Source organism: Marinobacterium stanieri (genome assembly GCF_900155945.1).
Taxonomy (GTDB): Bacteria; Pseudomonadota; Gammaproteobacteria; order Pseudomonadales; family Balneatricaceae; genus Marinobacterium; species Marinobacterium stanieri.
In genome coordinates, this window is the sequence record NZ_FTMN01000006.1 from 1 (window position 1) to 26,166 (window position 26,166).

27 protein-coding genes are annotated in these 26,166 nt (G+C 56.2%); 1 reads left to right on the forward strand and 26 read right to left on the reverse strand.

The annotated features are described in order from the left end of the window. Window positions 1–497: 497 nt before the first annotated feature. From der to BW956_RS13550, 18 genes are all read right to left on the reverse strand, one after another. Window positions 498–1,931 (reverse strand): ribosome biogenesis GTPase Der, encoded by a 1,434-nt coding sequence (gene der / locus BW956_RS13465; RefSeq protein ID WP_076463202.1) that lies wholly within the window; start codon window positions 1,929–1,931, stop codon window positions 498–500. A 73-nt stretch (window positions 1,932–2,004) separates the two neighbouring features. Further along, window positions 2,005–3,159 (reverse strand): outer membrane protein assembly factor BamB, encoded by a 1,155-nt coding sequence (bamB, locus tag BW956_RS13470; RefSeq protein WP_076463203.1) that lies wholly within the window; start codon window positions 3,157–3,159, stop codon window positions 2,005–2,007. Beyond that, a complete protein-coding gene (locus tag BW956_RS13475; RefSeq protein WP_076463204.1) occupies window positions 3,156–3,815 on the reverse strand; it encodes a YfgM family protein in 660 nt (219 codons plus the stop codon). Before BW956_RS13475 ends, bamB begins: the two co-directional genes overlap by 4 nt. 36 nt (window positions 3,816–3,851) lie before the next feature. Further along, complete coding sequence (gene hisS, locus BW956_RS13480) at window positions 3,852–5,090, reverse strand: histidine--tRNA ligase (protein WP_217695137.1); 1,239 nt, start codon at window positions 5,088–5,090, stop codon at window positions 3,852–3,854. 63 nt (window positions 5,091–5,153) lie between these two features. Next, window positions 5,154–6,149, reverse strand: coding sequence for a RodZ domain-containing protein (locus BW956_RS13485; RefSeq protein WP_076463206.1), 996 nt, complete (start codon window positions 6,147–6,149; stop codon window positions 5,154–5,156). Further along, window positions 6,146–6,919, reverse strand: coding sequence for a type IV pilus biogenesis/stability protein PilW (pilW, locus tag BW956_RS13490; RefSeq protein ID WP_010322497.1), 774 nt, complete (start codon window positions 6,917–6,919; stop codon window positions 6,146–6,148). The genes BW956_RS13485 and pilW overlap by 4 nt, the downstream gene beginning before the upstream one ends. Window positions 6,920–6,928: 9 nt before the next feature. Beyond that, window positions 6,929–8,062 (reverse strand): dual-specificity RNA methyltransferase RlmN, encoded by a 1,134-nt coding sequence (gene rlmN / locus BW956_RS13495; RefSeq protein ID WP_076463207.1) that lies wholly within the window; start codon window positions 8,060–8,062, stop codon window positions 6,929–6,931. Window positions 8,063–8,119: 57 nt separating this feature from the next. After that, on the reverse strand, window positions 8,120–8,527 hold the full coding sequence (ndk, locus tag BW956_RS13500; protein WP_076463208.1) for a nucleoside-diphosphate kinase: 408 nt from the start codon (window positions 8,525–8,527) through the stop codon (window positions 8,120–8,122). Between the two features lie 124 nt (window positions 8,528–8,651). Then, a complete protein-coding gene (gene iscX, locus BW956_RS13505) occupies window positions 8,652–8,852 on the reverse strand; it encodes a Fe-S cluster assembly protein IscX (protein WP_175612016.1) in 201 nt (66 codons plus the stop codon). Between the two features lie 11 nt (window positions 8,853–8,863). Then, window positions 8,864–9,202, reverse strand: a complete 339-nt coding sequence (fdx, locus tag BW956_RS13510) for an ISC system 2Fe-2S type ferredoxin (RefSeq protein ID WP_010322501.1) — start codon at window positions 9,200–9,202, stop codon at window positions 8,864–8,866. Next, window positions 9,202–11,082, reverse strand: coding sequence for a Fe-S protein assembly chaperone HscA (hscA, locus tag BW956_RS13515; protein WP_076463209.1), 1,881 nt, complete (start codon window positions 11,080–11,082; stop codon window positions 9,202–9,204). Before hscA ends, fdx begins: the two co-directional genes overlap by 1 nt. A gap of 10 nt (window positions 11,083–11,092) precedes the next feature. Further along, window positions 11,093–11,623, reverse strand: coding sequence for a Fe-S protein assembly co-chaperone HscB (gene hscB, locus BW956_RS13520; protein ID WP_076463210.1), 531 nt, complete (start codon window positions 11,621–11,623; stop codon window positions 11,093–11,095). Window positions 11,624–11,647: 24 nt separating this feature from the next. After that, window positions 11,648–11,971: an iron-sulfur cluster assembly protein IscA gene (iscA, locus tag BW956_RS13525; protein WP_076463211.1), complete on the reverse strand. Its 324-nt coding sequence runs from the start codon at window positions 11,969–11,971 to the stop codon at window positions 11,648–11,650. Window positions 11,972–12,014: 43 nt separating this feature from the next. Continuing rightward, complete coding sequence (iscU, locus tag BW956_RS13530) at window positions 12,015–12,398, reverse strand: Fe-S cluster assembly scaffold IscU (RefSeq protein ID WP_010322505.1); 384 nt, start codon at window positions 12,396–12,398, stop codon at window positions 12,015–12,017. A gap of 31 nt (window positions 12,399–12,429) precedes the next feature. Continuing rightward, window positions 12,430–13,644: an IscS subfamily cysteine desulfurase gene (locus BW956_RS13535; protein WP_076463212.1), complete on the reverse strand. Its 1,215-nt coding sequence runs from the start codon at window positions 13,642–13,644 to the stop codon at window positions 12,430–12,432. Window positions 13,645–13,663: 19 nt separating this feature from the next. Further along, window positions 13,664–14,158 carry a Fe-S cluster assembly transcriptional regulator IscR gene (iscR, locus tag BW956_RS13540; protein WP_010322507.1) on the reverse strand — a complete coding sequence of 165 codons (495 nt, stop codon included), beginning with the start codon at window positions 14,156–14,158 and terminating at the stop codon, window positions 13,664–13,666. An 82-nt stretch (window positions 14,159–14,240) separates the two neighbouring features. After that, window positions 14,241–15,074: a serine O-acetyltransferase gene (cysE, locus tag BW956_RS13545; RefSeq protein ID WP_076463213.1), complete on the reverse strand. Its 834-nt coding sequence runs from the start codon at window positions 15,072–15,074 to the stop codon at window positions 14,241–14,243. Beyond that, a complete protein-coding gene (locus BW956_RS13550; RefSeq protein WP_076463214.1) occupies window positions 15,067–15,825 on the reverse strand; it encodes an RNA methyltransferase in 759 nt (252 codons plus the stop codon). Before BW956_RS13550 ends, cysE begins: the two co-directional genes overlap by 8 nt. 128 nt (window positions 15,826–15,953) lie before the next feature. Between BW956_RS13550 and BW956_RS13555 the strand changes: the two genes are divergently transcribed. Beyond that, window positions 15,954–16,769: an inositol monophosphatase family protein gene (locus BW956_RS13555; protein ID WP_029511017.1), complete on the forward strand. Its 816-nt coding sequence runs from the start codon at window positions 15,954–15,956 to the stop codon at window positions 16,767–16,769. A gap of 87 nt (window positions 16,770–16,856) precedes the next feature. Here BW956_RS13555 and BW956_RS13560 read toward each other — a convergent pair whose 3' ends face one another. The 8 genes from BW956_RS13560 to mutL all read right to left on the reverse strand — a co-directional run bounded on the left by BW956_RS13560 (window position 16,857) and on the right by mutL (window position 26,151). Beyond that, window positions 16,857–18,152, reverse strand: a complete 1,296-nt coding sequence (locus BW956_RS13560; protein ID WP_076463215.1) for an adenylosuccinate synthase — start codon at window positions 18,150–18,152, stop codon at window positions 16,857–16,859. A gap of 37 nt (window positions 18,153–18,189) precedes the next feature. Further along, window positions 18,190–19,371, reverse strand: a complete 1,182-nt coding sequence (locus BW956_RS13565; RefSeq protein ID WP_076463216.1) for an ATP phosphoribosyltransferase regulatory subunit — start codon at window positions 19,369–19,371, stop codon at window positions 18,190–18,192. Between the two features lie 120 nt (window positions 19,372–19,491). Continuing rightward, window positions 19,492–20,376: a protease modulator HflC gene (hflC, locus tag BW956_RS13570; RefSeq protein WP_076463217.1), complete on the reverse strand. Its 885-nt coding sequence runs from the start codon at window positions 20,374–20,376 to the stop codon at window positions 19,492–19,494. Continuing rightward, on the reverse strand, window positions 20,376–21,578 hold the full coding sequence (gene hflK, locus BW956_RS13575; RefSeq protein ID WP_076463218.1) for an FtsH protease activity modulator HflK: 1,203 nt from the start codon (window positions 21,576–21,578) through the stop codon (window positions 20,376–20,378). The genes hflC and hflK overlap by 1 nt, the downstream gene beginning before the upstream one ends. Before the next feature lie 68 nt (window positions 21,579–21,646). After that, window positions 21,647–22,945 (reverse strand): ribosome rescue GTPase HflX, encoded by a 1,299-nt coding sequence (gene hflX / locus BW956_RS13580; RefSeq protein ID WP_076463219.1) that lies wholly within the window; start codon window positions 22,943–22,945, stop codon window positions 21,647–21,649. Window positions 22,946–22,953: 8 nt separating this feature from the next. Beyond that, on the reverse strand, window positions 22,954–23,193 hold the full coding sequence (gene hfq / locus BW956_RS13585; RefSeq protein WP_010322517.1) for an RNA chaperone Hfq: 240 nt from the start codon (window positions 23,191–23,193) through the stop codon (window positions 22,954–22,956). Window positions 23,194–23,317: 124 nt separating this feature from the next. Continuing rightward, the gene (miaA, locus tag BW956_RS13590; RefSeq protein ID WP_076463220.1) at window positions 23,318–24,265 is read right to left on the reverse strand and encodes a tRNA (adenosine(37)-N6)-dimethylallyltransferase MiaA; all 948 of its coding nucleotides are present in this window, start codon (window positions 24,263–24,265) and stop codon (window positions 23,318–23,320) included. Then, window positions 24,265–26,151 carry a DNA mismatch repair endonuclease MutL gene (gene mutL, locus BW956_RS13595; protein WP_076463221.1) on the reverse strand — a complete coding sequence of 629 codons (1,887 nt, stop codon included), beginning with the start codon at window positions 26,149–26,151 and terminating at the stop codon, window positions 24,265–24,267. Before mutL ends, miaA begins: the two co-directional genes overlap by 1 nt. Window positions 26,152–26,166: the final 15 nt, after the last annotated feature.

The following is a 26,166-nucleotide window of genomic DNA, read 5'->3' on the forward strand; positions in this document are numbered from 1 at the left end:
CTTGCCTTGATTAAGCTTTGTGTGCTCAATCCTGACAAGCGCCCACACATATTACCTGATCAATTTGTTAAAGAGCGGGCTTGAGCAACCTGCCGTGTGGCAGAACCTGTTGTCTCAAGCGAGGCGCGTATCTTACCGCATCCTCATTCGGTGTCAACCGTTTTTTCGTTTTTTGTTTCAGTGCCGAAGCACTCAAACAACGAAGCGGTTAAAACCAAGGAGGCAAATTCTACATCATAAATCTAAGTGATTTCAAGAGCTTATCTCCTTCTCTCTCGAGCCGTTCAGTGTTGCGTGAACCCTGTCGTCTCAAGCGAGGAGGCGAATTCTACAGACATGAGATGGGGCGTCAACTGTTTTGTGTAAATTAATTTCAAAAAGGTGAAAGGGCTTCAAAAGGCAACCAAGGAGTCCCGCTCAAATGATCTCAGCCTATACACATATAGAAGAGTAGAACAGAAACGACAACGGGCACCCATGGGTGCCCGTTGTGATGATTACTTGCCGCGTGCCTTTTTCTTGGCTCTGTGCTTCAAATCCTTGACGTGCTGACGGCTACGTTCTTTCTTCGCCAGCTGACGTGGTGTCAGGGTGTTCTTCTTACCGGCAAAGGGGTTATCGCTGGTGCGGAATTCAAACCGGATCGGCGTACCTTTTATCTTCAGGTACTTGATGAAACGGTTTTCCAGGTAACGCTTATAGGAGCCCGGCAGTGCGTTGGTCTGGTTACCATGCACCACGATAATCGGCGGATTGGATCCACCCTGGTGCGCATAACGCAGCTTAATACGACGGTTATTCACCGCTGGCGGCTGATGGTCGGCCACCACATCTTCCAGCAGCTTGGTCAACTGATTGGTTGACCACTTGGCCATTGCACAGTCGTAGGCTTCATTAATGGAGTCATAGAGATTCCCCACCCCGGTACCATGCAGCGCAGAAATGAAGTGAAAGCGTGCAAAACCGGCAAATTCAAGACGACGCTCGACCTGCGTTTTAACATGCTCGCGATCTTCCGCCGTCATGCCATCCCATTTATTAAGGGTGACTACCAGGGCTCGACCGGAGTCAATGACAAAACCCAGCATGCTCAGGTCCTGCTCGGTGACCCCTTCACGCGCATCAATAACGCTGACAACAACATTGGCATCCTTTATCGCCTGCAGCGTCTTTACAATGGAAAACTTCTCCACTGCTTCCTTGATATTCTTGCGCCGGCGGACACCCGCCGTATCAATCAGGGTGTAATCCTGGCCATCACGCTCATAAGGAATATAGATGCTGTCACGGGTGGTTCCGGCCTGGTCGTACACAACAACACGGTCTTCACCCAGCATGCGGTTGACCAAGGTGGACTTGCCGACATTGGGGCGACCAACAATAGCGATGCGGATGCTGTCATCGTGCTCCTGCTCGCCTTCCGCCTCTTCATCTTCTTCAACGATAAACGGCGCCAGGACTTCATCCATCAACATGGTGACATTACGGCCATGGGAAGCGGCAATCGGTACCGGTTGACCAATACCGAGGGCATAGAAGTCCGCCATGGCCACATCAGGATCGATGCCATCGGTCTTGTTCACGACCAGCCAGCACTCTTTTTCCTGACGACGCAGATGATTGGCAATCATCTCATCCGCCGGGTTCAGGCCGGCACGACCGTCTACCAGGAACAGAACGATGTTGGCTTCATCAATCGCCTGCAGCGACTGCTCCGCCATGCGCTGATCGATGCCGTCTTCATCCCCAGAGATACCACCCGTATCGATGACGATATAGTCACAGTTGCCAAGACGGCCCTCACCGTACTTACGATCTCGAGTCAGCCCCGGCAGGTCAGCGACCAGCGCATCACGCGAGCGGGTCAGACGATTAAAAAGGGTCGATTTACCCACATTGGGACGACCTACCAAAGCAATTACGGGCAGCATAATGTTTTACCTGAAAACAACACGGCGGCACCCTGCCAATGCAGAGGCCGCCGGAAATTAATAAAGATCACGGTTATTGTAGTTTCAGCGCAACCAGACGGCCATCATTACTCAACGCGTAGAGCACATCGTCCCGTACCAGCAGATCACCCTGCAGTCCGGAGGAGTCTACACGGTAACGTGCCGTCAAATGGCCATCCACCTGTGACAGAGCATGCAGATAGCCTTCGCTGTCACCAACCAGAATTGAGTTACCCAGTGCTACAGGCGAAGTCAGGCCACGGTGCAGCAGATCATCCTGCTGCCAGACACTGGCATTGCTGCGTGCATCAAATGCCTGAACGCTGCTGTTATCCGTAACGGCGTAAATGTTGCCAAAGCCTCCGGCCAGGCCACGGTAGCTGGAAAGGTCACGCGCCCAGACAATCTGGCCGTTGCCTGGACTGATTGCGGCAAGACGGCCCTGGTAAGAGGCTGTGTATACCAGGCGGTTATAGACCAGCGGCTGAGCATCGATATCAACGATACGCTCCAGTTCAGAACGCCCTTCCGCCAGTGAGATGCGCTGCTCCCATACCTGGCGACCATTGGCGTTATCCACAGCAACCATTTTGCCATTGGCAAATGCCGCCAGCGTCAGGTCAGCCGCCACAATCGGGGCACTGGTACCGCGCAGACTAAGACGCGGAATCTGGCTGTCATAGCTCCAGCGCTTTTCACCCGTATCCACATCCAGTGCAACCAGCTTCCCATCCAGCTGCTGTATCACCACCAGCTCAGCATTCATCTGCGGCTGCGCGGTCACTTCTGACCCCGCCTGGAAACGCCAGCGCTCGCTACCATCGTCTGCGGAAAGCGCAATCACTTCACCTTCCAGCGTACTGAACAGTACCAGACCGTTGCCGGCACCCACGCCACCAATCACATCGGTATCCAGCTCCTGACGCCAGATCACCTCACCGCTATCCACGTTCGCTGCGACCAGATCACCTTCGGCGCTGGTAGCGAAGATACGCCCATCGGAAATCGAAGGTCGGAACTGGTGATAAAGCTCACCCAGATCTCCACCGACATCGACACTCCAAAGCTCGACCAGGCTCTGCTCGGCTTCAAACTCGACCAGCGGCGACGGTGCGTCGACCGGTGTTTCCGAACTGAACATGCCACATCCGGACAATGCAATACTGATCCCTGTCACCAGCGCCAGACGCTTGAGTCCCGGTTTCATGAGCTAGCTCCCACCAGATCATCACGTTTCATTTTCAACAACGGACGCAGCTGTTCGCCACCCGCTGCTTCCAGTGCCGCTTCATAGGCTGCAAACGCCTGCTCATTCTGACCCTGAGCCTTGAGCACGTCGCCCAGCAATTCCTGACGCTCGGCTTCAAAGGTGCCGGCATCAAGAGACTTCAGCAACGTAACCGCCGCCTGCTCTTCAGACTGTTGCTGCAGCAATGCAGCCTTGCGCAGGGTTGCAACGCGCGAGATATCATCAGTCTCATCGGCAGCCGCAATTGCCCAGTCCAGCTCGGTGCTCGCCTGAGCATAGTCTTCCTGGCGAACCGCAGCTGCCGCAAGCGCGAGCGCGGCAAAACGCGCATAGGCGGTTCCTTCATGCTCCTGCTTCAGCTGTTCGGCCAAATGCTTCGCTGTGGCGTACTGGCTGTCATCTGCCTGTACACTGGCAAGCTGAACTGCTTCAGACAGGTTCTGGTACAGGACGGATGCGGCTGCGGCCTGCTGCTCCTGACGTGTCTGCCATGCCTGCCAGCCCACTACCAGCGCAATAGCCGCGGCAACACCCAGCACCAGTGACTTGCCATTTTCGTTCCACCAGTTTTTGAGTGCGTTGATCTGTTCTTCTTCCGTTCGCAGTTCTGCCACGATTAACTCCTAACTCTTGTAATGGGACGCACCCGATCAGGCAAAGATGCGGGTCAACTCTGCAACCAGCTGCTCTGGTGACAGGTCGTACGCAGTCTCTTCATCATGCCACAGGGAAAGCAAAGCCCCCTTGTCCGCATCTGACCGCAGCAAGGCAATCGCCGGCGCACCGGTCTGCTTGGCCTTGTTGGCGATATTCTTCAGCCCGGCACAGTGAACACGCACACGCAAACCGGGAACTTCGCGACGCAGGCGCTCGGCCAGCAACATCACATCAGACTGAATACCCTTGTGTTCAGCTGCCAGATATAGATCAAACGTCTGGCGTACAGTTGCCGGCACAACCTCGAGGGTTTCCAGCAACAAAATCAGGCGCTCAATACCCATGGCGAAACCAACCGCCGGCGTAGGCTTGCCACCCAGCTGCTTGACCAGACCGTCATAACGACCGCCGGCGCATACCGTACCCTGAGCACCGAGTTTATCGGTAACCCATTCGAAAACGGTCTTGCAGTAGTAATCCAGACCGCGCACCAGATAAGGGTTCACCTCATAACGGATACCGGCCGCATCCAGCACGGCGCACAACTGTTCAAAATCCTGACGGGATTCTTCATCCAGGTACTCGCTCAGAACCGGCGCGTTTTCCAGAATTTCACGGGTCTGTTCGTTTTTGCTGTCAAGGATACGCAGCGGATTGCTTTCCAGTCGACGTTGACTGTCTTCATCCAGTCTATCGAAGTGCTGGTTCAGATAAGCAACCAGCGCATCCTTGTACTCGGCACGGGCCTGGTTGCTGCCCAGTGAGTTCAACTGCAGAACGACCGCATCACTCATGCCCAGCTCACGCCAGAGCGCTGCTGAAATAAGGATCAGCTCGGCATCGATATCAGGCCCCGCCATTCCGAAGGCCTCAACACCCACCTGATGAAACTGGCGGTAACGGCCTTTCTGCGGTTTTTCATAACGGAACATGGGACCCTGGTACCAGAGACGCTGGGCCTGGTTGTAAAGCATGCCATGCTCTTCACCTGCACGTACGCAGCAGGCTGTACCCTCTGGGCGCAAGGTCAGGCTTTCACCGTTACGATCGTCGAAGGTATACATCTCCTTTTCAACGATATCCGTTACTTCGCCGATTGAACGCTTGAACAGATCGGTTTGCTCAACGATCGGCATGCGAATTTCGGAGTAGCCATAGCCACCGAGAACCGTCTTGACCGTGTTTTCCAGGTACTGCCAGACCGGTGTTTGATCCGGCAGGATGTCATTCATACCGCGAATGGCTTTAATCTTGCTCAAAACGTGTTGTTCCTGTTAACTGAAATGCGAATATTCTTACAGCGGGAGTGACAGGCGAGCGACGCCTTCACGAGAACGCGCGGCCAGATCAATAGTACGACCCGCATAGCTGAATTCTTCTACTGCGCTGACACGACCGACCACAACAGCCAGAGGCTCTTCACCCTCAAGCTCCAGTGTGGTACCGGCCTTGGCGACTCCTGAGTAAAGCGAGCGGCCATTGGACGCCTTGATATCCAGCCAGCAATCATCCACCAGCGAAATCACCAAACCCTGGGACACTTCTGGCTCCACAGCAGCCTGTACCGGACTCTCAACATCACCCGCAGCAGTTTCCTCGTTAGCTGCCTCTGCGCTGGCTGTATCCACTTCAGGCTCTAAAGCAGCCTGCTCAGAAGAGCCTGCAGCTGTATCCGTCATGCCCTCTGCGGACTGATCATCCTGATTCGACAGCGTATCGGTTGTCTCTGTACCGGAAGCCTCAGGCGCCAGAGGCTCAACCTCCGGCAGTGGCGCTTCCTCTTCTTCGACTGACGGCAGTACCAGTGTATTGCCATCCGTCGTTTCAACAGATACGGGCTCGTCCAGAGATGACAAACCGGCATTATCATTAACGCCATACTGCGCCTGCCACCACCAGACAAATACCGCGATCAGCGCAAGCAAAAACAGCCAGCTACCGATCTTGAGTACCGGATGGCCCTGACGACGACCGGGCACCATCGATACGGTGCCAATAGCTTTGACGTCAGCAGACGTTGTCTGCTGCCCTGTTGCCTGGTTGTAGGCATCCACAAACGGCTTCGGGTCCAGTTTCAGGTAATTGGCATAGGCACGGATATACCCGCGGGTAAAAACCGGATCCTTGAGTCGGTCGATATCAGAGGCTTCAATTGCTGCTACAGTTGCCGCATGCAGGTGCAGCTGGTTACAAACCTGATCAATACTGATGCCATGACGTTCACGCGCTTCCCTGAGCTGTTCACCAGGAAATGCCAGCGGAGTCGTGACAGTCGGGTCAAGCTCACTCACTGTGTACTCTCCTCATAACGTCGGTATTCCGCCGAGTTAGGATAGGTGTTTTTTAGAATGAGGGCGTAGGTCGATGCCTTGGAGGTGTTGCGTTCGACGCGGGCCAGCTGAATACCCAGCCAAAGGCTGGCAGCGGTATGATCGGTACGGTTTGCCTCGACCAATTCAAGAAAACGACCGAACCTTCTTGATGCTGATGCTATTTCGCCGTTCTCTATTTCAATCAAGCCCAAATTTACCAGTGATACTGGCCTGTTTCCATTTATTGCAAGCGCTCGCTTGTACGACTCCGCAGCTTTACTCTTGTTTCCGATAAACTCATTACATCGGCCCAAATTTTCAAGCGCTTGAGCTCGACCGCTGTAAAATGGATCCGTTGTTGCCCGACGCAGCTGCGAACAAGCAGCTTCATACCGCTCCTGCGAATATAAAAAAGCACCATAATTATTATGGACACGAGCAGAGTCAGGATCAGCTTCCAATGCTAGTAAGAAATACTTTTCAGCAAGACCAAACTCCTGTTCCGCCTGGAACGTGAGTGCCAATGCACTTAAAGCAGGCGCGTGGTTGCTGTTAAGATTTAGCGCACGTTGAAGGGATAGCTTTGCACTGACCGTGTTTCCTGCTTGCAGATACTGAACACCTAAATTCGTATAGGCCTCCAGGGTCTCTTCGGTACTACGCCCCGCTGCCGTATTGGCAGTGTTTGAGGCGCAACCGGACAACAGCACCGCCGTTGCAAGCAGTACAACCAAACCGGACCCTTTCACACATCCCCCTTATACCTGTGACATCTTCCCTTGAGCAGGCTCTTCTTGTACCACAGGAATGTATTTTTGGCTACGGCGGGTGCGGTCCTCTACCTGCCCAACCAGCTGGCCACAGGCCGCATCTACATCGTCACCGCGCGTACGTCGTACCGTGGTAATAATGGACGCACGCACCAGGATATCCTTGAAACGCTGAATAGCCTGTTCACTGGGACGGCGATAACCCGAGTTCGGGAAAGGGTTGAACGGAATCAGGTTCAGCTTGCAGGGCAGCTGCTTCAGCAGTTTCGCCAGCTCGCGGGCATGTTCCGGCTGATCATTTACACCATCAATCAGTGTGTATTCGACAGTCGCCGCACGCTTGTCAGGAAGGCTCTCAAGATAGCGGTTACTGGCCGCAATCAGCTCCTCAATCGGGTAGCGCTTGTTGATGGGTACCAGCTGGTCGCGCAGCTCATTATTGGGCGCGTGCAATGAAATCGCCAGTGACACATCACTGACCTGGCTCAATTTATCCAGGGCCGGAACAACACCGGCTGTACTCAGGGTCACACGACGCTTGGACAAACCATAGGCGTTGTCATCCATCATCAACTGAGTGGCATCGACAACGTTTTCAAAATTCATCAAGGGCTCGCCCATGCCCATCATCACCACATTGGTGACATGACGCTTGGACGGCTCAAAGGGGCCACAGGAGCGGATGGCAACACGCAACTGGGCAATAATCTCTGCCGTCGACAGGTTACGGTTGAAGCCTTGTTTGCCGGTAGAACAAAAACTGCAGTCAAGTGAACAGCCTACCTGGGAAGACACACACAGAGTGCGGCGGTCACCGTCAGGTATCAACACCATCTCGATCGCCGAGCCGCCATCCATGCGGATAACCCACTTGCGGGTACCGTCACGGGAGGTCTTGTCGAGCAGGATTTCAGGCTCACGGATTTCCGCAACCTCAGCCAGTTTGGCGCGCATGGCCTTACTGATGTTGGTCATCTCATCGAAGCTGGAAGCACCCTGCTGATGCAGCCACTTGAGCACCTGGGTGGCACGGAATTTCTTCTCACCCTGCTGTTCAAAAAAGGCTATCAATTTTGCAGGCGACAGCCCCAGGAGGTTGATCTTGGTAGCGGAGTCGGACATGTCGAGTTCACTCATGTTACGGGTTAGGCCGCCCCGCGGGGCGACCCGGGACGGCAATCAGGCGCCGAAGAAGTAAGCGATTTCACGCTCAGCAGAGGCAGGAGAGTCAGAGCCGTGTACAGCATTCGCATCGATGGACTCAGCGAAGTCACGACGGATAGTGCCTTCAGCAGCTTCCTGCGGGTTAGTTGCACCCATCAGATCACGGTTCAGAGCGATAGCGTTTTCACCTTCCAGAACCTGTACAACAACAGGACCAGAGGTCATGAAAGCAACCAGATCAGCAAAGAAAGGACGTTCTTTGTGCTCAGCGTAGAAACCTTCAGCGTCAGCCTGGCTCAGCTGCTTCATCTGCATTTCAACAATTTTCAGGCCGGCTTTTTCAAAACGGGATTCGATTTCACCGATCACGTTTTTGGCAACAGCGTCAGGCTTGATGATGGAAAGAGTGCGTTCAACTGCCATGATTTAATACCCCAATCTATAGTACATAGGTCAATAAAGCGCAGCATTATACGCAAACCGTCCTGCACTGAACAGCCGGCAACCAGCAATGAAAAAGCCCGCTGGGCGGGCTTTTTCGCAGGACTCAGTCGGCCTCGTCGATCCAGGCCATCTGAATGGCCTCCAGAATCTTCTCGCCGCAGTGGTCCGGATCGTCATCGAACTCTTCCAGCTCCATTACCTTGGTGTACAGGTCTGGAAAGCTGATCTTGAGCGGGTCCTGCTCCGGGTAGGTATCCGCCAGTTCAATTGCGATGTCGTTTACATCGACCCATTTCAAGCCCATGTCATCACTCCTCAGTGATTTTCCGATACCTGGTTGATGGTGTACTTGGGTATTTCCACCACCAGGTCTTCATCTCCGACCAGTGCCTGACAGCTCAAACGGGACTCGGGCTCCAGGCCCCAGGCCTTATCGAGCATGTCATCTTCCAGCTCGTCGGCTTCGTTCAAGGAATCATAGCCCTCACGCACCACCACGTGACAAGTGGTGCAGGCGCAGGACTTCTCGCACGCGTGCTCGATCTCGACACCGTGCTGCAGAGCGACATCACAGATGGATACCCCTGCTTCCGCCTCGATCACCTTACCCTCAGGGCACAGCTCTTCATGCGGCAGAAAGATAACTTGAGGCATCAGTGTGTCTCCTTTTCAATTTCATCAATGGCATGACCCGACAACGCCTGGGAGATGCTCTGGTCCATACGGCGCGAAGCAAAGAAGTCGCTGGCCTTGGCCAACTCTTCAATACCCGCTTCAATCTGGCGATAATCAGCCTGCTCAAGCAATGCTGCCAGCTTGGCAATCGCCTGCTCCAGGTGAGCAACCTCATCGGCGCTCAGCAGGTCACCATCCGAGGCCATGGCCCCGCGCAAGGCGGCAATAATACGCTCAGCTTCAACCTGCTGCTCACGCAGGTTACGCGCTTCCAGATCATCTTCAGCATGGCTGTATGATTCTTTCAGCATGCGGGCGATTTCGTCATCGCTCAAACCATAGGACGGTTTGACCTGAATGCTGCTGACAGCCCCTGTGGACAACTCTTCCGCCGACACACTCAACAGGCCATCTGCATCGACCTGGAAGGTCACACGGATCTTGGCAGCGCCTGCTGCCATCGGCGGGATGTCACGCAGGACAAAACGCGCCAAAGAACGGCAATCCTGAACCAGCTCACGTTCGCCCTGGACAGCATGGATCGCCATGGCTGTCTGGCCATCCTGGTAGGTGGTAAATTCCTGTGCACGCGCCACCGGAATGGCCGTATTACGGTGGATAATCTTTTCCACCAGGCCACCCATGGTTTCCAGACCCAGAGACAGCGGGATCACGTCCAGCAACAGCATGTCGCTGTCCGGCTTGTTGCCCACCAGCACATCAGCCTGTAATGCCGCACCAATAGCCACAACCCGGTCCGGGTCGATATCGATATGCGGCTGGCGGCCAAAGAACTCACCGACGGCTTCGCGCACACGCGGCACTCGAGTCGAACCGCCAACCATAACGACTTCGACCACTTCATCAACGTCAACGCCGGCATCCTTGAGGGTGCGACGACAGGTACGCAACGTACGTTTGACCAGCGGATCGATAAGCGCGTCAAACTGCTCGCGTGTCACTTCAACATTGAAGCTGCGGCCATCAAGCTCAATGGACTCAACCACCGAGTCGCTGGCACTCAACCCTTCCTTGATACGCCGGGCCATCGCCGTCAGTGAACGCGCGGAGGAGGCATTCAGTGCGTTGCCCAGACCCGACGCCTGCAGCAGCTGCTCCGCCAGCAGGCGGTCAAAGTCATCACCACCCAGCGCGGTATCGCCGCCGGTGGAAAGCACTTCGAACACGCCCTTATTGAGGCGAAGAATCGAAATATCAAAGGTACCGCCACCCAGATCATAAACGGCGATGACGCCTTCATCCTGCTGATCCAGGCCGTAAGCCACCGCAGCGGCCGTCGGTTCATTCAACAGGCGCAACACTTTGAGACCTGCCAACTGGGCAGCATCTTTGGTTGCCTGGCGCTGAGCATCATCAAAGTAGGCAGGAACCGTAATGACCACGCCTTCCAGCTCACCGCCAAGGGAGTCAACAGCGCGCTGCTTCAGTGCACCCAGAATATCGGCCGACACTTCCACCGGGCTCTTGTCTCCGGCAGCCGTCTGCAGATAAGGCATGCCAGACTCGGAAGCGGTCAGGCGATACGGCAGCGTTTCACCCAGGCCTTTAACATCTTCAGCACCACGCCCCATGAGGCGTTTAACGGAACTGATAGTGTTGTAGGGGTCCTGAATGGCTTCTGACTGAGCCTCGGCACCCACGGCGCTGGCTCCGGCAGATGTGTAATGCACCACGGATGGCAGCAGATGACTGCCCTGCGCATCCGGCAGGGTAACCGCTTCGCTGCTGCGCACAGTGGCTACCAGCGAGTTAGTCGTCCCCAGGTCGATCCCCACCGCCAGTTTGCGGGCATGGGGCTCCGGACTCTGTCCGGGTTCAGCTATTTGCAGCAGTGCCATATAAATTCCGTTAGTCGTCGAACAGTCTGTCTTCCAGCGCTTCCACTTCAGACTGCAGCTTCACCATAAATTGCATTTTGCGGACCGCCTGCTCTGCCTGCTCCAGCGCGGCATCAGCCCAGGCCTGGGCAAATTCGGCCTGCAGCTGTTTCAGAGCCTTGGTAACCTGCTGGTCCAGCGCTTCAAGCTCGGCTTCGGGATCAGCGTGATCGGCAGCTTCGGCAACGCGCTCGCGCAACTCCATCTGCTCCATTAAAAACATGGGGTCCAGCTGGGAGCGAGAATCGGACAGGGTATCGATCCCCTTCAGGGAAAGCAGGTACTGGGCGCGCTTGAGGGGGGACTTGAGTGTCGCCAGCGCTTCATTCAGATAGGTGCTGTACTGCACGGCCAGACGCTGTTCGCGGTCGGACTGATGCGAATGGCGGTCCGGGTGCAGCTGCTGCTGCAGTGAGCGGTAACGCTCGGACAGCTGGGACTGGTCAACATCAAAGCCAACCGGCAGCCCCAGGAATTCAAAATAATTGCGTGTAATATCCATACCGACCTCATTCACCCGAACGGGTCAGACGTTGAAGCTCTCACCACAGCCACATTCGCTGCGGACATTCGGGTTGTTGAACTGAAACCCTTCGTTAAGCCCTTCACGCACAAAATCCAGCTCGGTCCCGTCCAGGTAAGCCAGACTCTTGGGGTCGATCACAACTTTCACGCCCCCAAATTCGAAGATCTCGTCTTCCGACTCGCTCTGGTCAACGAACTCGAGTACGTAGGCCATACCCGAGCAACCAGATGTTCTTACCCCGAGACGAATACCTTCACCGTGGCCACGCGATTCCAGATAACGTGATACGTGATCGATCGCAGCCTGTGTCATGCTTATTGCCATAGAAACCCCATTCACGGGGAGCCAGGCTCCCCGTTGCGGTATATTACTTATCCTGCTTCTTACGGTAGTCGTCCACTGCGGCCTTGATGGCATCTTCAGCCAGTACCGAGCAGTGAATTTTCACCGGCGGCAGCGCCAGTTCTTCAGCGATAGTCGCGTTTTTCAACTCGCTCGCCTGATCCAGCGTCATACCCTTGACCCATTCAGTCACCAGGGAGCTGGATGCGATGGCAGAACCGCAGCCGTAGGTTTTGAAGCGCGCATCTTCGATGACACCCTCATCATTAACCTTGATCTGCAGGCGCATGACATCACCACAGGCGGGCGCACCCACCATACCGGTGCCGACATGCGGGTCTTCCGCGTCCATCTTACCGACGTTACGCGGGTTTTCGTAATGATCAATTACCTGTTCACTGTAAGCCATGACTAGTCTCCAATTATTCTACTTGCGGACCTTAGTGGTGGACCCACTCGACCTTGGTCAGGTCCACGCCGTCTTTAAACATGTCCCACAGAGGTGACAACTCACGCAGTTTCTCCACTGCGGTGCGTACCTGTGCGACGGCGTAATCCACCTCTTCTTCGGTGGTAAAACGGCCCAGCGAAAAACGAATCGAGCTGTGCGCCAGCTCATCGTTCAAGCCCAGTGCACGCAGCACATAGGACGGTTCCAGGCTTGCAGATGTACAAGCGGAACCGGAAGACACCGCCAGATCCTTGATGGACATCAGCAACGATTCACCTTCAACGAAGGCAAAGCTGATGTTCAGAACGCCCGGCACATACTGTTCGGTAGAACCGTTGATGTGCACCTCTTCCATATCCTTGACGCCATTCCACAGACGCTGACGCAAGGTTTCTAGGCGTGCCTGCTCGGCTTCCATATCTTCAGTTGCAATACGGAAAGCCTCACCCATACCCACGATCTGGTGGGTCGGCAGTGTACCCGAGCGCATGCCACGCTCATGACCGCCACCATGGATCAACGCTTCCAGACGTACACGCGGCTTGCGGCGTACGTAGAGAGCACCGACACCCTTGGGGCCATAAATCTTGTGCGCACAGACCGACATGAGATCAACCTTCATCTCTTTCAGGTCGATCGGCAGTTTGCCTACGCTCTGCGCCGCATCCACATGGAACAGAACACCCTTGGCACGGGTGATTTCACCGATGGCGGCAATATCAGTCACGGTGCCGATTTCGTTGTTCACGTGCATCAGCGATACCAGAATGGTGTCGTCGCGCAGCGCTTCAGACACCTGGTGCGGCGCGATGATGCCATCGCTGTTCGGCTCAAGGTAGGTCACCTCGAAACCTTCACGCTCCAGCTGGCGGCAGGGATCCAGAACGGCCTTATGCTCGATCTTGGATGTAATAATGTGCTTGCCTTTCTTGCTGTAGAAACGCGCCACACCCTTGATCGCCAGGTTGTCGGATTCGGTCGCGCCGGATGTCCAGACAATTTCACGCGGGTCAGCGCCCAGCGTATCGGCCACCTGACGGCGGGCACTCTCCACCGCCTCTTCGGCCTTCCAGCCGAACAGGTGAGAACGAGATGCCGGGTTACCGAAGTTGCCATCCAGAGTCAGGCAAGCGGTCATTTTCTCTGCCACACGCGGGTCAACCGGCGTGGTAGCGGCATAATCAAGATAGATCGGCAGTTTCATCGTGTCTCTCCAAAAACTCTCACACAGCTGCTTTGTTACGCGCTGGTTGTTTGGTGCTGCTGGCAATCAGTTGATCGACCTGGCGCTGCTGACGGTCCGCAACCTGTTGTACGTCGCGACGGGCCACCAGATCAGCCAGGCTGATGCTACTCAAAAAACCGTGAATCTGGTCACTCAGGTCACACCAAAGGTGGTGGGTCAGACAGACTTCCCCGCCCTGGCAACCGCCATTATGCTGACATCCCGTCGCATCGACAGATTCGTTGACCGCATCAATGACCTCGGCCACATTGATCTGCCCCTGCTCGCGCTTGAGCTGATAACCCCCGCCGGGGCCTCGCACACTGCGCACCAACTCATTGCGGCGCAGCTTGGCAAAAAGCTGCTCCAGGTAGGAGAGTGAAATCCCCTGCCGCTCGGAAATGTCGGCCAGACTAATCGGACCCTTGCCTTCATGCAGGGCCAAGTCCAGCATCGCGGTCACAGCGTAGCGACCCTTGGTGGTCAATCGCATAACAATCCTCGTATTCACGCTTTACAGCATGAGGTCATTATGCAATTCCCCAGTAAACCAGTCAACTATTAACCCGACTATTTTAGTCGGTCTTTTCCTTAACCTGTTCGCCCGGCGCTTCCGTATCGGATTGCCCCGGCATGCCACTGCAATCATCTACAGCCGCTTCAAAATCCTCACTTTTCAGCTCCGGCAGCTGCTCATCGCAGTACTCGGGCTTAAGCTCACACAGCGCCTTACCCATGCCGTCAACCTTGTGATCCATCGCCTGCATATGATCCAGCAGGCAGCGAATGGCATGCGCCACCGGATCAGACACCTCTTTGGTTACAGCATAGGCATCAAAGCCGACCTTATCGGCCATCTGGCGTCGCTTGAGTTCTTCCGGGCTTTCCTCTTCCGGCTGACGCTTGATGATACGCCCCGGAATACCCACCACCGTGGCATCCTCGGGCACATCCCGGGTAACCACCGCATTGGAACCAACACGGGCGCCTGCACCTATATTGATCGGACCCAACACCTTGGCACCGGCACCACAAACCACATTATTGCCCAGGGTCGGATGGCGCTTACCCTTGTTCCAGCTGGTTCCACCCAGGGTAACGCCGTGATACAGGGTGACATCATCACCAATTTCGGCCGTTTCACCGATCACCACGCCCATACCGTGGTCGATGAAAAAGCGTCGACCAATGGTCGCGCCCGGATGTATCTCTATCCCGGTCAGCCAGCGCCCCAGGTTGGATACCATACGGGCCAGCCATTTGAAGTTACGGCGCCAGAGGGCATTGGCCACCCGGTGCGACCAGATGGCATGCAGCCCCGGATAGGCCGTCAGTACTTCAAAAGCATTGCGGGCAGCCGGGTCGCGGTGAAATACCGAACGTATGTCTTCTTTCATTTGCTCAATCATCGCCCTCTCCTCGCTGTGGCTGCGCGACCTGTTTCTCCATGGCGGTCAAAATACCCCTGAGCACATTCACTTCTACCTTATCCGGCACTGCTCGCTGCAACAGCCGGCGCAGACGCGGCATCAGCTGGCGAGGGTTATCAGGATCGAGGAAATCAATCTTCACCAGCGTACGCTCCAGATGCTCGAACATCAGCTCCAGCTCTCGCTGAGGGGCCAGCTCAATATCCCAGTCCGTGCCCCACTGCGGGCGCGCCGCCTGCTCTTCTGCCACTTCAGCCATACGCAGCTCGTAAGTAATGACCTGCACCGCAGCGGCAATATTCAGCGAGCTGAACGTTTCAACCGCAGGAATATGCACGTGGTGGTGGCAACGCTGCAATTCTTCATTGGTCAAACCACGGTCTTCGCGCCCGAACAGAATCGCCACTCGCGCCTTGCCCTTGAGGGGTGCTGCAATCGCCGCCAGCTCGCGCGGATTAACCAGCGGCCAGGGGATATGCCGCTCACGCGCACTGGTGCCGAATACCAGTTCGCAGTCGGCAAGCGCTTCATCGAGGTTATCCACAACCTGCGCCTGCTCCAGCACGTCGGTCGCACCCGAGGCACGCGCATCCGCATCCGGATGGGGAAAACACTTGGGGCTCACCAAACAGAGATCATTCAGCCCCATGTTCTTCATGGCACGTGCCACGCCACCAATATTACCCGGATGGGTTGTGTTCACCAGTACAATGCGAATGTGATCAGACATCTCAGATACGCCGCTAAAAGGCGGGTATTCTAACAGATCATTGACGAGTTGAAGACCACCTGTTCAGCGCAGCACCGTACTAAGCTACAATATGACTTTGCCAACTCTGAAACTGGACACCAACACTGATGCAACCAATGGTTAATATTGCCCTGCGAGCTGCCCGCACCGCAGGTGAACAGGTCTCTCGCGCTTTGGAACGCCTTGATTTGATCAAATCCGAACAGGCCGATGTGGCCAAGTTCATCAGTGACCTCTGCCAGCAGGCAGAAGGCACCATCGTGACTCAGATCCAGAAGGCTTACCCGCATCACAGCCTGATCGGCGAATACAGCGGCCACCACGCCCCGATCGGTGAAGGCCCCGGTGAATGCGAATGGCACGTCAGCCCGATTGACAGCCTGACCAACTTCTCCAACGCCCTGCCGATGTTTGCCCTCAGCATCACCGGTTTTGTTAACGGCCGCGCCGAACACTGCGTGGTTCTTAACCCCATGTTCGGCGAAGAGTTCACCGCCAGCCGCGGCAAGGGTGCCCAGCTGAACGGCAAACGCCTGCGCGTGAGCAACCGTACCAGCCTTGAAGGCGCCATCATTGGCACCGGTTACCATGCCCGCAGCAGCGACAAGCCCTGGATCGAATCCCACACCCGCATGATGCAGGAAATCATGCAGGTTGGCGCGACCCTGCATAACAGCGGCTCCCCGGTATTGAGCCTGGCCTACACCGCAGCGGGTCGCCTGGACGGCTTTTACCAGATCGGCCTCAACAGCACCGAGCTCTCAGCCGGCCTGCTGCTGATCCGTGAAGCCGGCGGCCTGGTATCCGACTTCTCCGGTGGCAACCAGTACAACGAGCGCGGCAATCTGATCACCAGTAACGCCAAACTGCTCAAGGCCCTGCTGCGCACGCTACACCCTGCTACAGCTGAAGGCCTGCGTTAATCACTTCCGTTTCGGCCTGCCCTGCAGGCCGGGCATAAAAAAACCGCATCGAAAGATGCGGTTTTTTTTGTATCCAGCGTTCCGGAATCAGACACTCATCGGGTCACGCAGAACAATCGTTTCGTTACGATCCGGACCGGTCGAGATGATATCAATCGGCGCTTCAATCAGCTCCTCCAGACGCGTGATGTAAGCGCGCGCATTGGCCGGCAGCTCATCGATAGACTTAACACCCACCGTTGAATCAGTCCAGCCAGCCACTTCTTCGTAGATCGGCTTGATGACTTCGTAGTCTTCACTGCCGCTCAGAGAGCTGACCGGATTACCGTTTTCATCCTGGTAGCCAACACAGATATTGATCTGCTCAAGACCATCCAGTACATCCAGCTTGGTCAGGCAGATACCGGAAACGGAGTTGATCTGTATCGCATGCTTGAGTGCTACGGCATCGAACCAGCCACAACGACGCGCACGACCTGTAGTCGCACCGAACTCGTGACCACGCTCAGCCAGACGCTGACCCACATCACAATGCAGCTCGGTCGGGAAAGGACCGCCGCCTACACGCGTTGTGTAAGCCTTGGTGATGCCCAGAATGTAGTCTAGGTAGAGCGGACCAAAACCACTGCCGGTGGACGTACCACCTGCCGTTGTGTTGGAGGAGGTTACGAACGGGTAAGTACCGTGGTCGATATCCAGCAGAGACCCCTGAGCACCTTCAAACATGATGCTTGCACCCTGCTTGCGCAGCTCGTGCAGTTTGGCAGTCACGTCAGTGATCATCGGCACCAGTGTCTTGGCCATTTCCATGCAGCTGTCATAGGTCTGCTGGAAGTCGATGGCGTCGACTTTGTAGTAGTTCTGCAGCATGAAGTTATGATATTCCAGCACATCCTTCAGCTTGGCTGCAAAACGCTCGGGGTCCGCCATATCACCCAGGCGCAGACCACGGCGTGCAACCTTGTCTTCATAGGCAGGACCGATGCCGCGACCGGTTGTACCGATCTTGGCATTACCGCGCGCCAGTTCACGGGCCTGGTCCAGAGCAACATGGCTCGCCAGGATCAGCGGACAGGCCGGGCTCAGCTTGAGGCGGTCACGAACCGGGACACCCTTCTCTTCCAGCTCGGCAATTTCTTTCAGCAGCGCGTCCGGGGACAGCACCACACCATTACCGATCAGGCACAGAACATTCTGACGCAGAATGCCGGAGGGAATCAGGTGCAGAACGGTCTTCTCACCATCAATGACCAGCGTATGGCCTGCGTTATGGCCACCCTGGAAGCGGACCACGGCGGCAACCTGCTCGGTCAGCAGATCAACGATCTTACCCTTGCCTTCATCACCCCACTGGGTGCCCAGAACAACGACGTTTTTACCCATTGCTGTCTCGAATACTCTTAAAGTTCAAAAAAAACGCTTAGAGGTCTTTGACGACCCAGGCACCAGCCTCGGCAACCAAATGCCGACCAGTCTGCCCGTTAGAAATCGTTTCACCGTCGAGCTGCTGTACAACGCGCTCGCCTGCACTGCGCAACGCAGCGATAGCCGCCTGAAGCCCTTCAGCATCACCTGCAGGTGCAAAAATTACCGATTCAGACGGCAACTCCAGGCACCCGGCCAGATCCAACAGGGTTTTCAGATCAGCACTGAAGCCTGTCGCCGGGCGCGCACGCCCGAAATCTTCACCGATATTGTCGTAACGACCGCCCTTGGCCAGCGCCTGACCATATTCCGGGGTATAGGCCGCAAACACCACACCAGTATGGTAGTGATAGCCACGCAGCTCGCTGAGGTCAAAATAGGCTTCGACCTCCGGGTAGCGCGCCTGAACACGTGCCGCCAGATCACCCAGATAGCGAATCGCTTCGGCCAAGGCGGCATCGTGGCCAAACAGCTGCCCTGCACGCTCTAGCACGGCCTCTGAGCCGTTCAGGCGCGGCAGCTCACGCAGCCACTCACGGGTCTGCTCGGAACCGCTGTCAATACCTGCGACGAAGCGATCAACCTCAGGCAGCGCCTTGCGTTGCAGCATATCCTGATAATCGGCCTGCTGCTCAGCTGTCAGTTGGCACAGCTCCATCAAACGACTGAAAATACCCACATGGCCCAGGTCGAGGCTGATCGTAGCCTCCAGACCCACTTCACGCAGGGTTTCCAGCATCATGCTGATGACTTCGACATCGCTGTCGGAACCGGCATGGCCATAAAGCTCGGCACCCAACTGCAGCGGGTTGCGCGATGCCAGCATATTGGCAGGATGTGTGTGCAGAACTGAACCGCAGTAACACAGGCGGCTGGGGCCTTCCGTGCGCAGACGGTGAGCATCAATGCGCGCCACCTGAGGTGTCATATCGGCGCGCACACCCAAGGTATGCCCGCTAACCTGATCAGTTACCTTGAAGGTGTTCAGGTCAAGATCATGACCCACACCCGTCAGCAGGGATTCGAGATGCTCCGCGATGGGCGGCATCACCAGCTCGTAACCCCAGCGATGGTAAAGGTCCAGGACCTTCCGGCGCATTAACTCAACCTGCCGTGCCTGTGGCGGCAGCAGCTCCATAATTCCGTCGGGCAGCAACCAGCGATCTGCCAATGCCATGCGTTACTCCGCTGTCATGTGGTCTGTAATTCACAAAAAAACCGGGCGCAGACCCGGTTAATTAATCCTATCACGAAATCGGGTGCCATAGGCACCCGATTTGAGCAGTAGTCTGTTCGACTATTGTGGAACGGTCATGCCCTGAGAGCTGTTCAGGTAACGGAAGAACTCGCTATCCGGATCCAGAACAAACAGGTCGCCGCCACTGGAAAAGGACTCACGATAGGCCTTAAGGCTACGATAGAACGCGTAGAACTCAGGGTCCTGCTGGAAGGCCTCAGAGTAGATTGCAGCTGCCTGCGCATCACCCTCACCACGAATGGTCTCAGCTTCACGGAAGGCATCAGCCAGGATAACGGTGCGCTGACGATCCGCATCCGCACGAATACCTTCGGCAAGTTCCTTACCACGTGCACGCAGCTCACGTGCCAAACGCAGACGCTCGGTACGCATACGCTCGTACACAGAAGAAGAGACTTCCTGCGGCAGGTCGATACGCTTCACACGCACATCGATGACTTCGATACCCAACTCTGACTGCGCCAGATCGCTCAAGGCACGGATAACATCACCCATCACCTCTTCACGCGCACCGGATACCACTTCGGTCAGCGTACGCTCACCAAACTGGTTACGCAGGCTGGTTTCGATACGTGTCGACAGCAGGTCAGCCGCACGGAACTCATCACCCGATGTGGCGGTGTAGTACTTCTCGACATTGTCGATACGCCACTTGATGAAAGAGTCCACGATCAAACGCTTCTTCTCCAGCGTCAGGAACGCCTGGGGACGCGCGTCCAGAGTCATGGTTCGACCCTCGAACTTGCGCACGGTGTTCACAAACGGAATCTTGAAGTGCAGACCCGGCTGGATATCCGCTTCCACAACCTCACCGAAGCGCAGTTTGATGGCACGCTCGGTTTCCTTGACGATATAGACGGATTTGGAGCCGATCATCACTACCAGCAGCAGCGCGATCAGTCCGAACATGGAAGTAGGTTTCATTAGCGTCCCTCCCTCAGACCAGAAGTGGACTGCGTGCGCTTGCGTGACTCTTCCAGTACCTGATCGGTAATCTGGCGCACGGTTTCATCATCCAGGCGAATGTTGCGGTTGGTCGTATTGCTGCCACCTGTCAGCGGCTGCTGAGATGTCAGACGATCCAGAGGCAGATACATCATGTTGTTGCCGCCTTCCACATCAACCATCACCTTGCCGGTACGACCCATTACATCCTGCATGGTGTCAATGTACAGACGCTCACGAGTAACCCGAGGAGCCTTCTGGTACTCGCCCAGAAGCGCCTTGAAACGGCTGGCTTCACCCGTTGCCTTGGCGACCACTTCTTCACGGTATGCGTTGGACTCTTCCAGCAGACGCTGGGCACGACCACGGGCCTCAGGCACGATGCCGTTGGCATAGGCCTCGGCTTCGTTCTTGGCACGCTGCTCGTCCTCACGCGCCTTGATCACGTCATCGAATGCATCCTGCACCTGTCGCGGCGCCTGAGCGTTCTTGATGTTGACCTTGGAAATCGTCAGACCAGTGGTGTAGTTATCCATGTAGCTCTGCAAACGTGCCTGCACCTGCAGTGCGAGCGTGTCACGCCCTTCTGTCAGGATACCGTGCATGTCAGAGGTACCGACCACATGACGCAGGGCAGACTCGGAGGACTGCGCCAGACTGTCGCTGGGGTCACGCACCTTGAGCGTAAACTGTGCCGGATCAGACACCACGTACTGCACGGTCATGTCCACATCAACGATGTTTTCATCGGCCGTCAGCATCAGTGAACGGTGATCATAGGTACGCAGACGTGTGGTATTCACCTTCTGCACTTCATCGATCAACGGCGGGTTCCACTGCAGACCGGGCTGTACCGTGTCATGATACTTACCCAGGCGCAGCACGATACCACGCTCCTGCTGGTCAACCGTGTAGAAGCCCATACCGGCCCAGAACAGTGCAGCCAGGACGATCAGCACGACAAAAAAGCCGCTGCTGCCACCCTTGCCACCACCGCCGCCGAAGCCGCCGCGCTTCTTGCCGCCACCGAAGATGCCGCCAAGGCGGTCCTGCAGCTTGCGCATTGCCTCGTCTAGATCGGGCGGTCCCTGATCGTTGCCACCGCCACGTTTGCCGCGGTTGCTACCGCCGCTCCAGGGGTCATGGTTGTCACCATTCCCGCCGGGCTCATTCCAGGCCATAGTGTTCTCCGTATTAAACCGCTGAGTTACCTGTTATTGATGCTGCGATTATGACCGCAACGGTCCCGTTAATCGACCGCCTGCGGCACGTATTGTTCCTGTTTCAACCCCAGACGACTCAAAAGCCGCTTGAAATCCTTCATTTGCAGACGCACTTCCAGCTGAATATGCCCCTGCTCGTCCACCGCTTCTTTTACCACACCACCTTGAGCATAGAGCTGGGCACGGAAGTTGCCATCTGCCGGAGTCAGATCCAGCACCTCATGGAACATCTCCTCGCCCAGTCGCTCACTGATGGCTTCAAGCAGCAGATCAATACCTTCACCGCTGACAGCCGACACCCAAACACGCCAGGGCACACCGTCCTCGTCGCGATCGATGCGCGGCTCGGCATCTTCGAGCTGATCGATCTTGTTGTATACCTGCAATACGGGAACTTCGGCTGCGCCGATCTCTTCCAGCACTGCATCAACCTGCTCAATATGCTCGCGACGCTCCTCATCGTAGCAATCGATGACATGCAGCAAAAGGCTTGCATCCGTGGTTTCCTGAAGGGTTGCACGGAAGGCTTCGACCAGCTTGTGCGGCAGGTGACGGATAAAACCAACGGTATCGGCCAGAATCGCCTGCCCTACGTCCGCCAGCTCAATCTTGCGCAGGGTGGGATCCAGGGTGGCAAACAGCTGATCAGCCGCATAAACCTCGGATGTGGTCATGCGGTTGAACAACGTCGATTTGCCCGCGTTGGTATACCCCACCAGTGAAACCGTGGGGATCTCGGCGCGCTGACGAGCACGACGCCCCTGGTCACGCTGCTTGCGGACTTTCTCAAGACGCTTGAGGATCGCCTTGATGCGTGCGCGCAGCAGGCGTCGGTCGGTTTCCAGCTGGGTTTCACCCGGACCACGCAGACCGATACCACCTTTCTGTCGTTCAAGGTGGGTCCAGCCACGGACCAGACGGGTCGACATATGCTCAAGCTGGGCCAATTCCACCTGCAGCTTACCCTCATGGGTACGCGCGCGCTGAGCAAAAATATCCAGTATCAAACCCGTACGGTCCAATACCCGACACTTGAGTTCACGCTCCAGGTTGCGCTCCTGACCCGGGCTCAGGGCATGGTTGAAGATAACCAGTTCGGCCTCGTGCATCCGCACCAGATCAACCAGTTCATCAACCTTGCCTTTACCCAAAAAGAACTTGGGGCTGGGGTCGGCACGCGACCCGGTCAGAAATTCGACCGGATCGGCGCCGGCGGAGAGGGCTAACTCTTCGAGTTCTCGGGGGTTTTCGCGATCTTCTTCACTGGAAAAATCGATATGGACGAGGATCGCGCGCTCGCCCGATTCGGGACGCTCAAAAAACAATTAATACCTCATTCAGCAGGCTTGTCGTCGGCCACCGGCAGTTTCACCGGGCGCGCAGGCACTACTGTTGAAATGGCATGCTTGTACACCATCTGACTGACAGTGTTCTTCAGCAGGATCACGAACTGATCAAAGGATTCGATCTGGCCCTGCAGCTTGATACCGTTCACCAAAAAGATGGATACCGGTATGCGCTCCTTGCGCAGGACGTTCAGGTAAGGGTCTTGTAGAGACTGCCCTTTTGACATTGCAAACTCCTTCCAAAATGGAAATCAATTTATAAGTGTAGTTGTATGTATACGGTTATGCCGACTCGGCGTCATGCACCTGCATGATGCAAACAGAGTTTGCGCGCGATCATACCCGAATTCATTATATAACGGCAGGGTCGACCAGTTTCAAGGCGCGCACCAGCAAATTACTGTCTCCGGTTGGCAACCAGTTAACCCCATCCCAACCTCGCAACCAGGTTAACTGACGTTTTGCCAACTGCCGGGTTGCCACAATCCCCTTCTGTCGCATGGTTTCACGATCGTATTCACCGGCAAACCAGGACCACATCTGGCGATAGCCGACGCAGCGAATCGAGGGCATGCCGGCATGCAGGTCACCCCGCTGCCACAGCGCCCTCACTTCATCCTCAAACCCGGCCTTCAGCATGAGATCAAAACGCAACTCTATACGCTCATGCAGGACGGAACGATCATCCGGTGCCAGGGCAATGGGAACAATCTCGAACGGCAGTTCAATCTCATCCTGTTCACGCCAATGGTCACTGATGGGGCGACCGGTCAGCTCAAACACTTCCAGCGCACGCTGTAATCGCTGCGCATCATTCGGCTTCAAGCGCTCGGCGCCTTCAGGGTCAACCTGAGCCAGGCGCGCATGAATCGCGGGCCAGCCCTTTTCAGCCGCTTCCGCTTCAATACGCTGACGCAGCTCCGGGTCAGCTTCCGGCAGTTTGGCCAGCCCCTGCTTAAGAGCGTTGAAATACAACATGGTTCCGCCGACCAGTACCGGAATGTGATCAGCAGCCTGAATCTCATCAATTGCAGCCAGGGCATCTTCACGGAACTGGGCGGCCGAATAGGCTTCAGCCGGATCAAGAAAATCTACCAGACGGTGCGGATAGGCCGCCAATTCTTCCGCAGAAGGCTTGGCCGTGCCTATATCCATCTCCTTGAAAACCATAGCCGAGTCCACACTGATCAATTCACAGGGCAGTCGGTCGCACAGCTGCATGGCCAGATCGGTCTTGCCCGAGGCCGTCGGCCCCATCACAAAGATCACCTTCGGCTTTTGCCCCTTGCTTGTCAGCATTATTGTCCTCGTAAAAACAGTTTATCCAGCTGGGCCAGGTTGAGCTGGGTCCAGGTGGGTCGGCCATGGTTACATTGACCGCTTCGCTCGGTCTGCTCCATATCGCGCAGCAGGCCATTCATTTCAGGTACGGTCAGCTGCCGATTGGCCCGAACTGCACCATGGCAGGCCATGGTCGCCAACAGCTCGTTCAGGTGTGCTTCAATGCGATCACTGGTACCGAATTGCAGCATATCGCCCAGCACATCTCGCACCAGCTGTTCCACATTGGCTTTTGCCAGTGCCACCGGCACTTCCCGGATCACCAGGGATTCTTCCGCCATGCGCTCCAGCCGGAACCCGAGGCGATGAAACTCCTGCGGAAGCTCCTCGGCGATATCCGCTTCGCGGGCACTGACCGAGAGGTTAACCGGTACCAGCAATGGCTGGCTGCGAATTCGATCCTGCTCAAAGGACTGCTTCATGCGTTCGTAGACAATGCGCTCGTGCGCCGCATGCATATCGACCAGTACCAGCCCCTCGGCATTCTGCGCCAGAATGTAGATCCCGTGCAGCTGTGCCAGCGCATAACCAAGCGGCGGAGCCTCGCCTTCCTGTTCCGCCGGCATGGCAATAGCTCCCACAGCCGGCATGGCCGAAGACGGCGCCGTCCCGGCAGGCTGATGCAGGGCACCATAGGCCCGGATCTGATCGTTTACCTGGGATGCAGTATCCGGAGCATTACCAGCTCCGCGCTGACCACCACCATAATCGAACCCCATGGGGCGCTGGCGCAGGGATGAGAGATCCGCTCCCGCCTGCGGTGGCTGCAACGTCTCCTGCGCCATCCCTGTATCAGAACCAGCGGGCTCAGCCTGAGCCGGCGCCTGATCCTGAGGGCGCAGGTCGGCAATCACACGGAACAGAGTGCGGAAGATAAAGTCATGCACCAGACGACTTTCGCGGAAGCGGACCTCGTGCTTGGTCGGGTGAACGTTCACATCCACCAGCGCCGGGTCCAGCTCCAGATAGAGCACATAGGCCGGATGACGACCATGGAAGAGCACATCCTGATAGGCCTGACGCACCGCATGGGTGACGACCTTGTCACGGATCACGCGACCGTTTACAAAGAAATACTGCTGGTCCGGCAAGGAACGGGAAAACGTCGGTAGCCCCATCCAGCCCCAGAGCCTCAGCCCCGAAGCCTCGGCTACTACATCCAGCGCCACGGACTGCTCCACAAATGCCTTGCCCAGCAACTGCCCCAGGCGCTGCTCACGAGCGATCTCGGTATCCGCCGGACGCAGCTGATGCACCACCTTGGCGTTATGGCGCAAACCAAAGCCTACATCATAGCGGCTCAGCGCCAGCCGCTTCACCACTTCTTCAAGATGACGAAACTCGGTTTTCTCCGTCTTCAGGAATTTGCGCCGTGCCGGTGTATTGAAGAAGAGATCACGCATCTCCACCGTTGTGCCCGCCGGATGGGCCGCCGGCACCACTTCCGTGGACATGTCACGTCCCTGGGCCGAGACGGACCAGGCCGCATCCTGGGTTGAGGTACGTGATGTCAGCGTAAAACGGGACACGGAGCTGATACTGGCCAGGGCTTCACCGCGAAATCCCAGACTGCCCACCGCCTCAAGATCCTCCAGCTGGAGAATTTTGGAAGTGGCGTGGCGACTCAGCGCCAGCGGCAGGTCGTCTTTTTCGATACCTGAACCATTATCACGCAGACGGATCAGCTTGACGCCGCCCTGCTCGATATCCAGCTCGATTCGATCCGCACCCGAATCGAGGCTGTTCTCAAGCAACTCCTTGACCACTGATGCGGGACGTTCAACAACTTCGCCCGCCGCAATCTGGTTAGCCAGTTGCGGCGAAAGCAGGTGAATTGCAGCCATAAAATCCTGATTAAA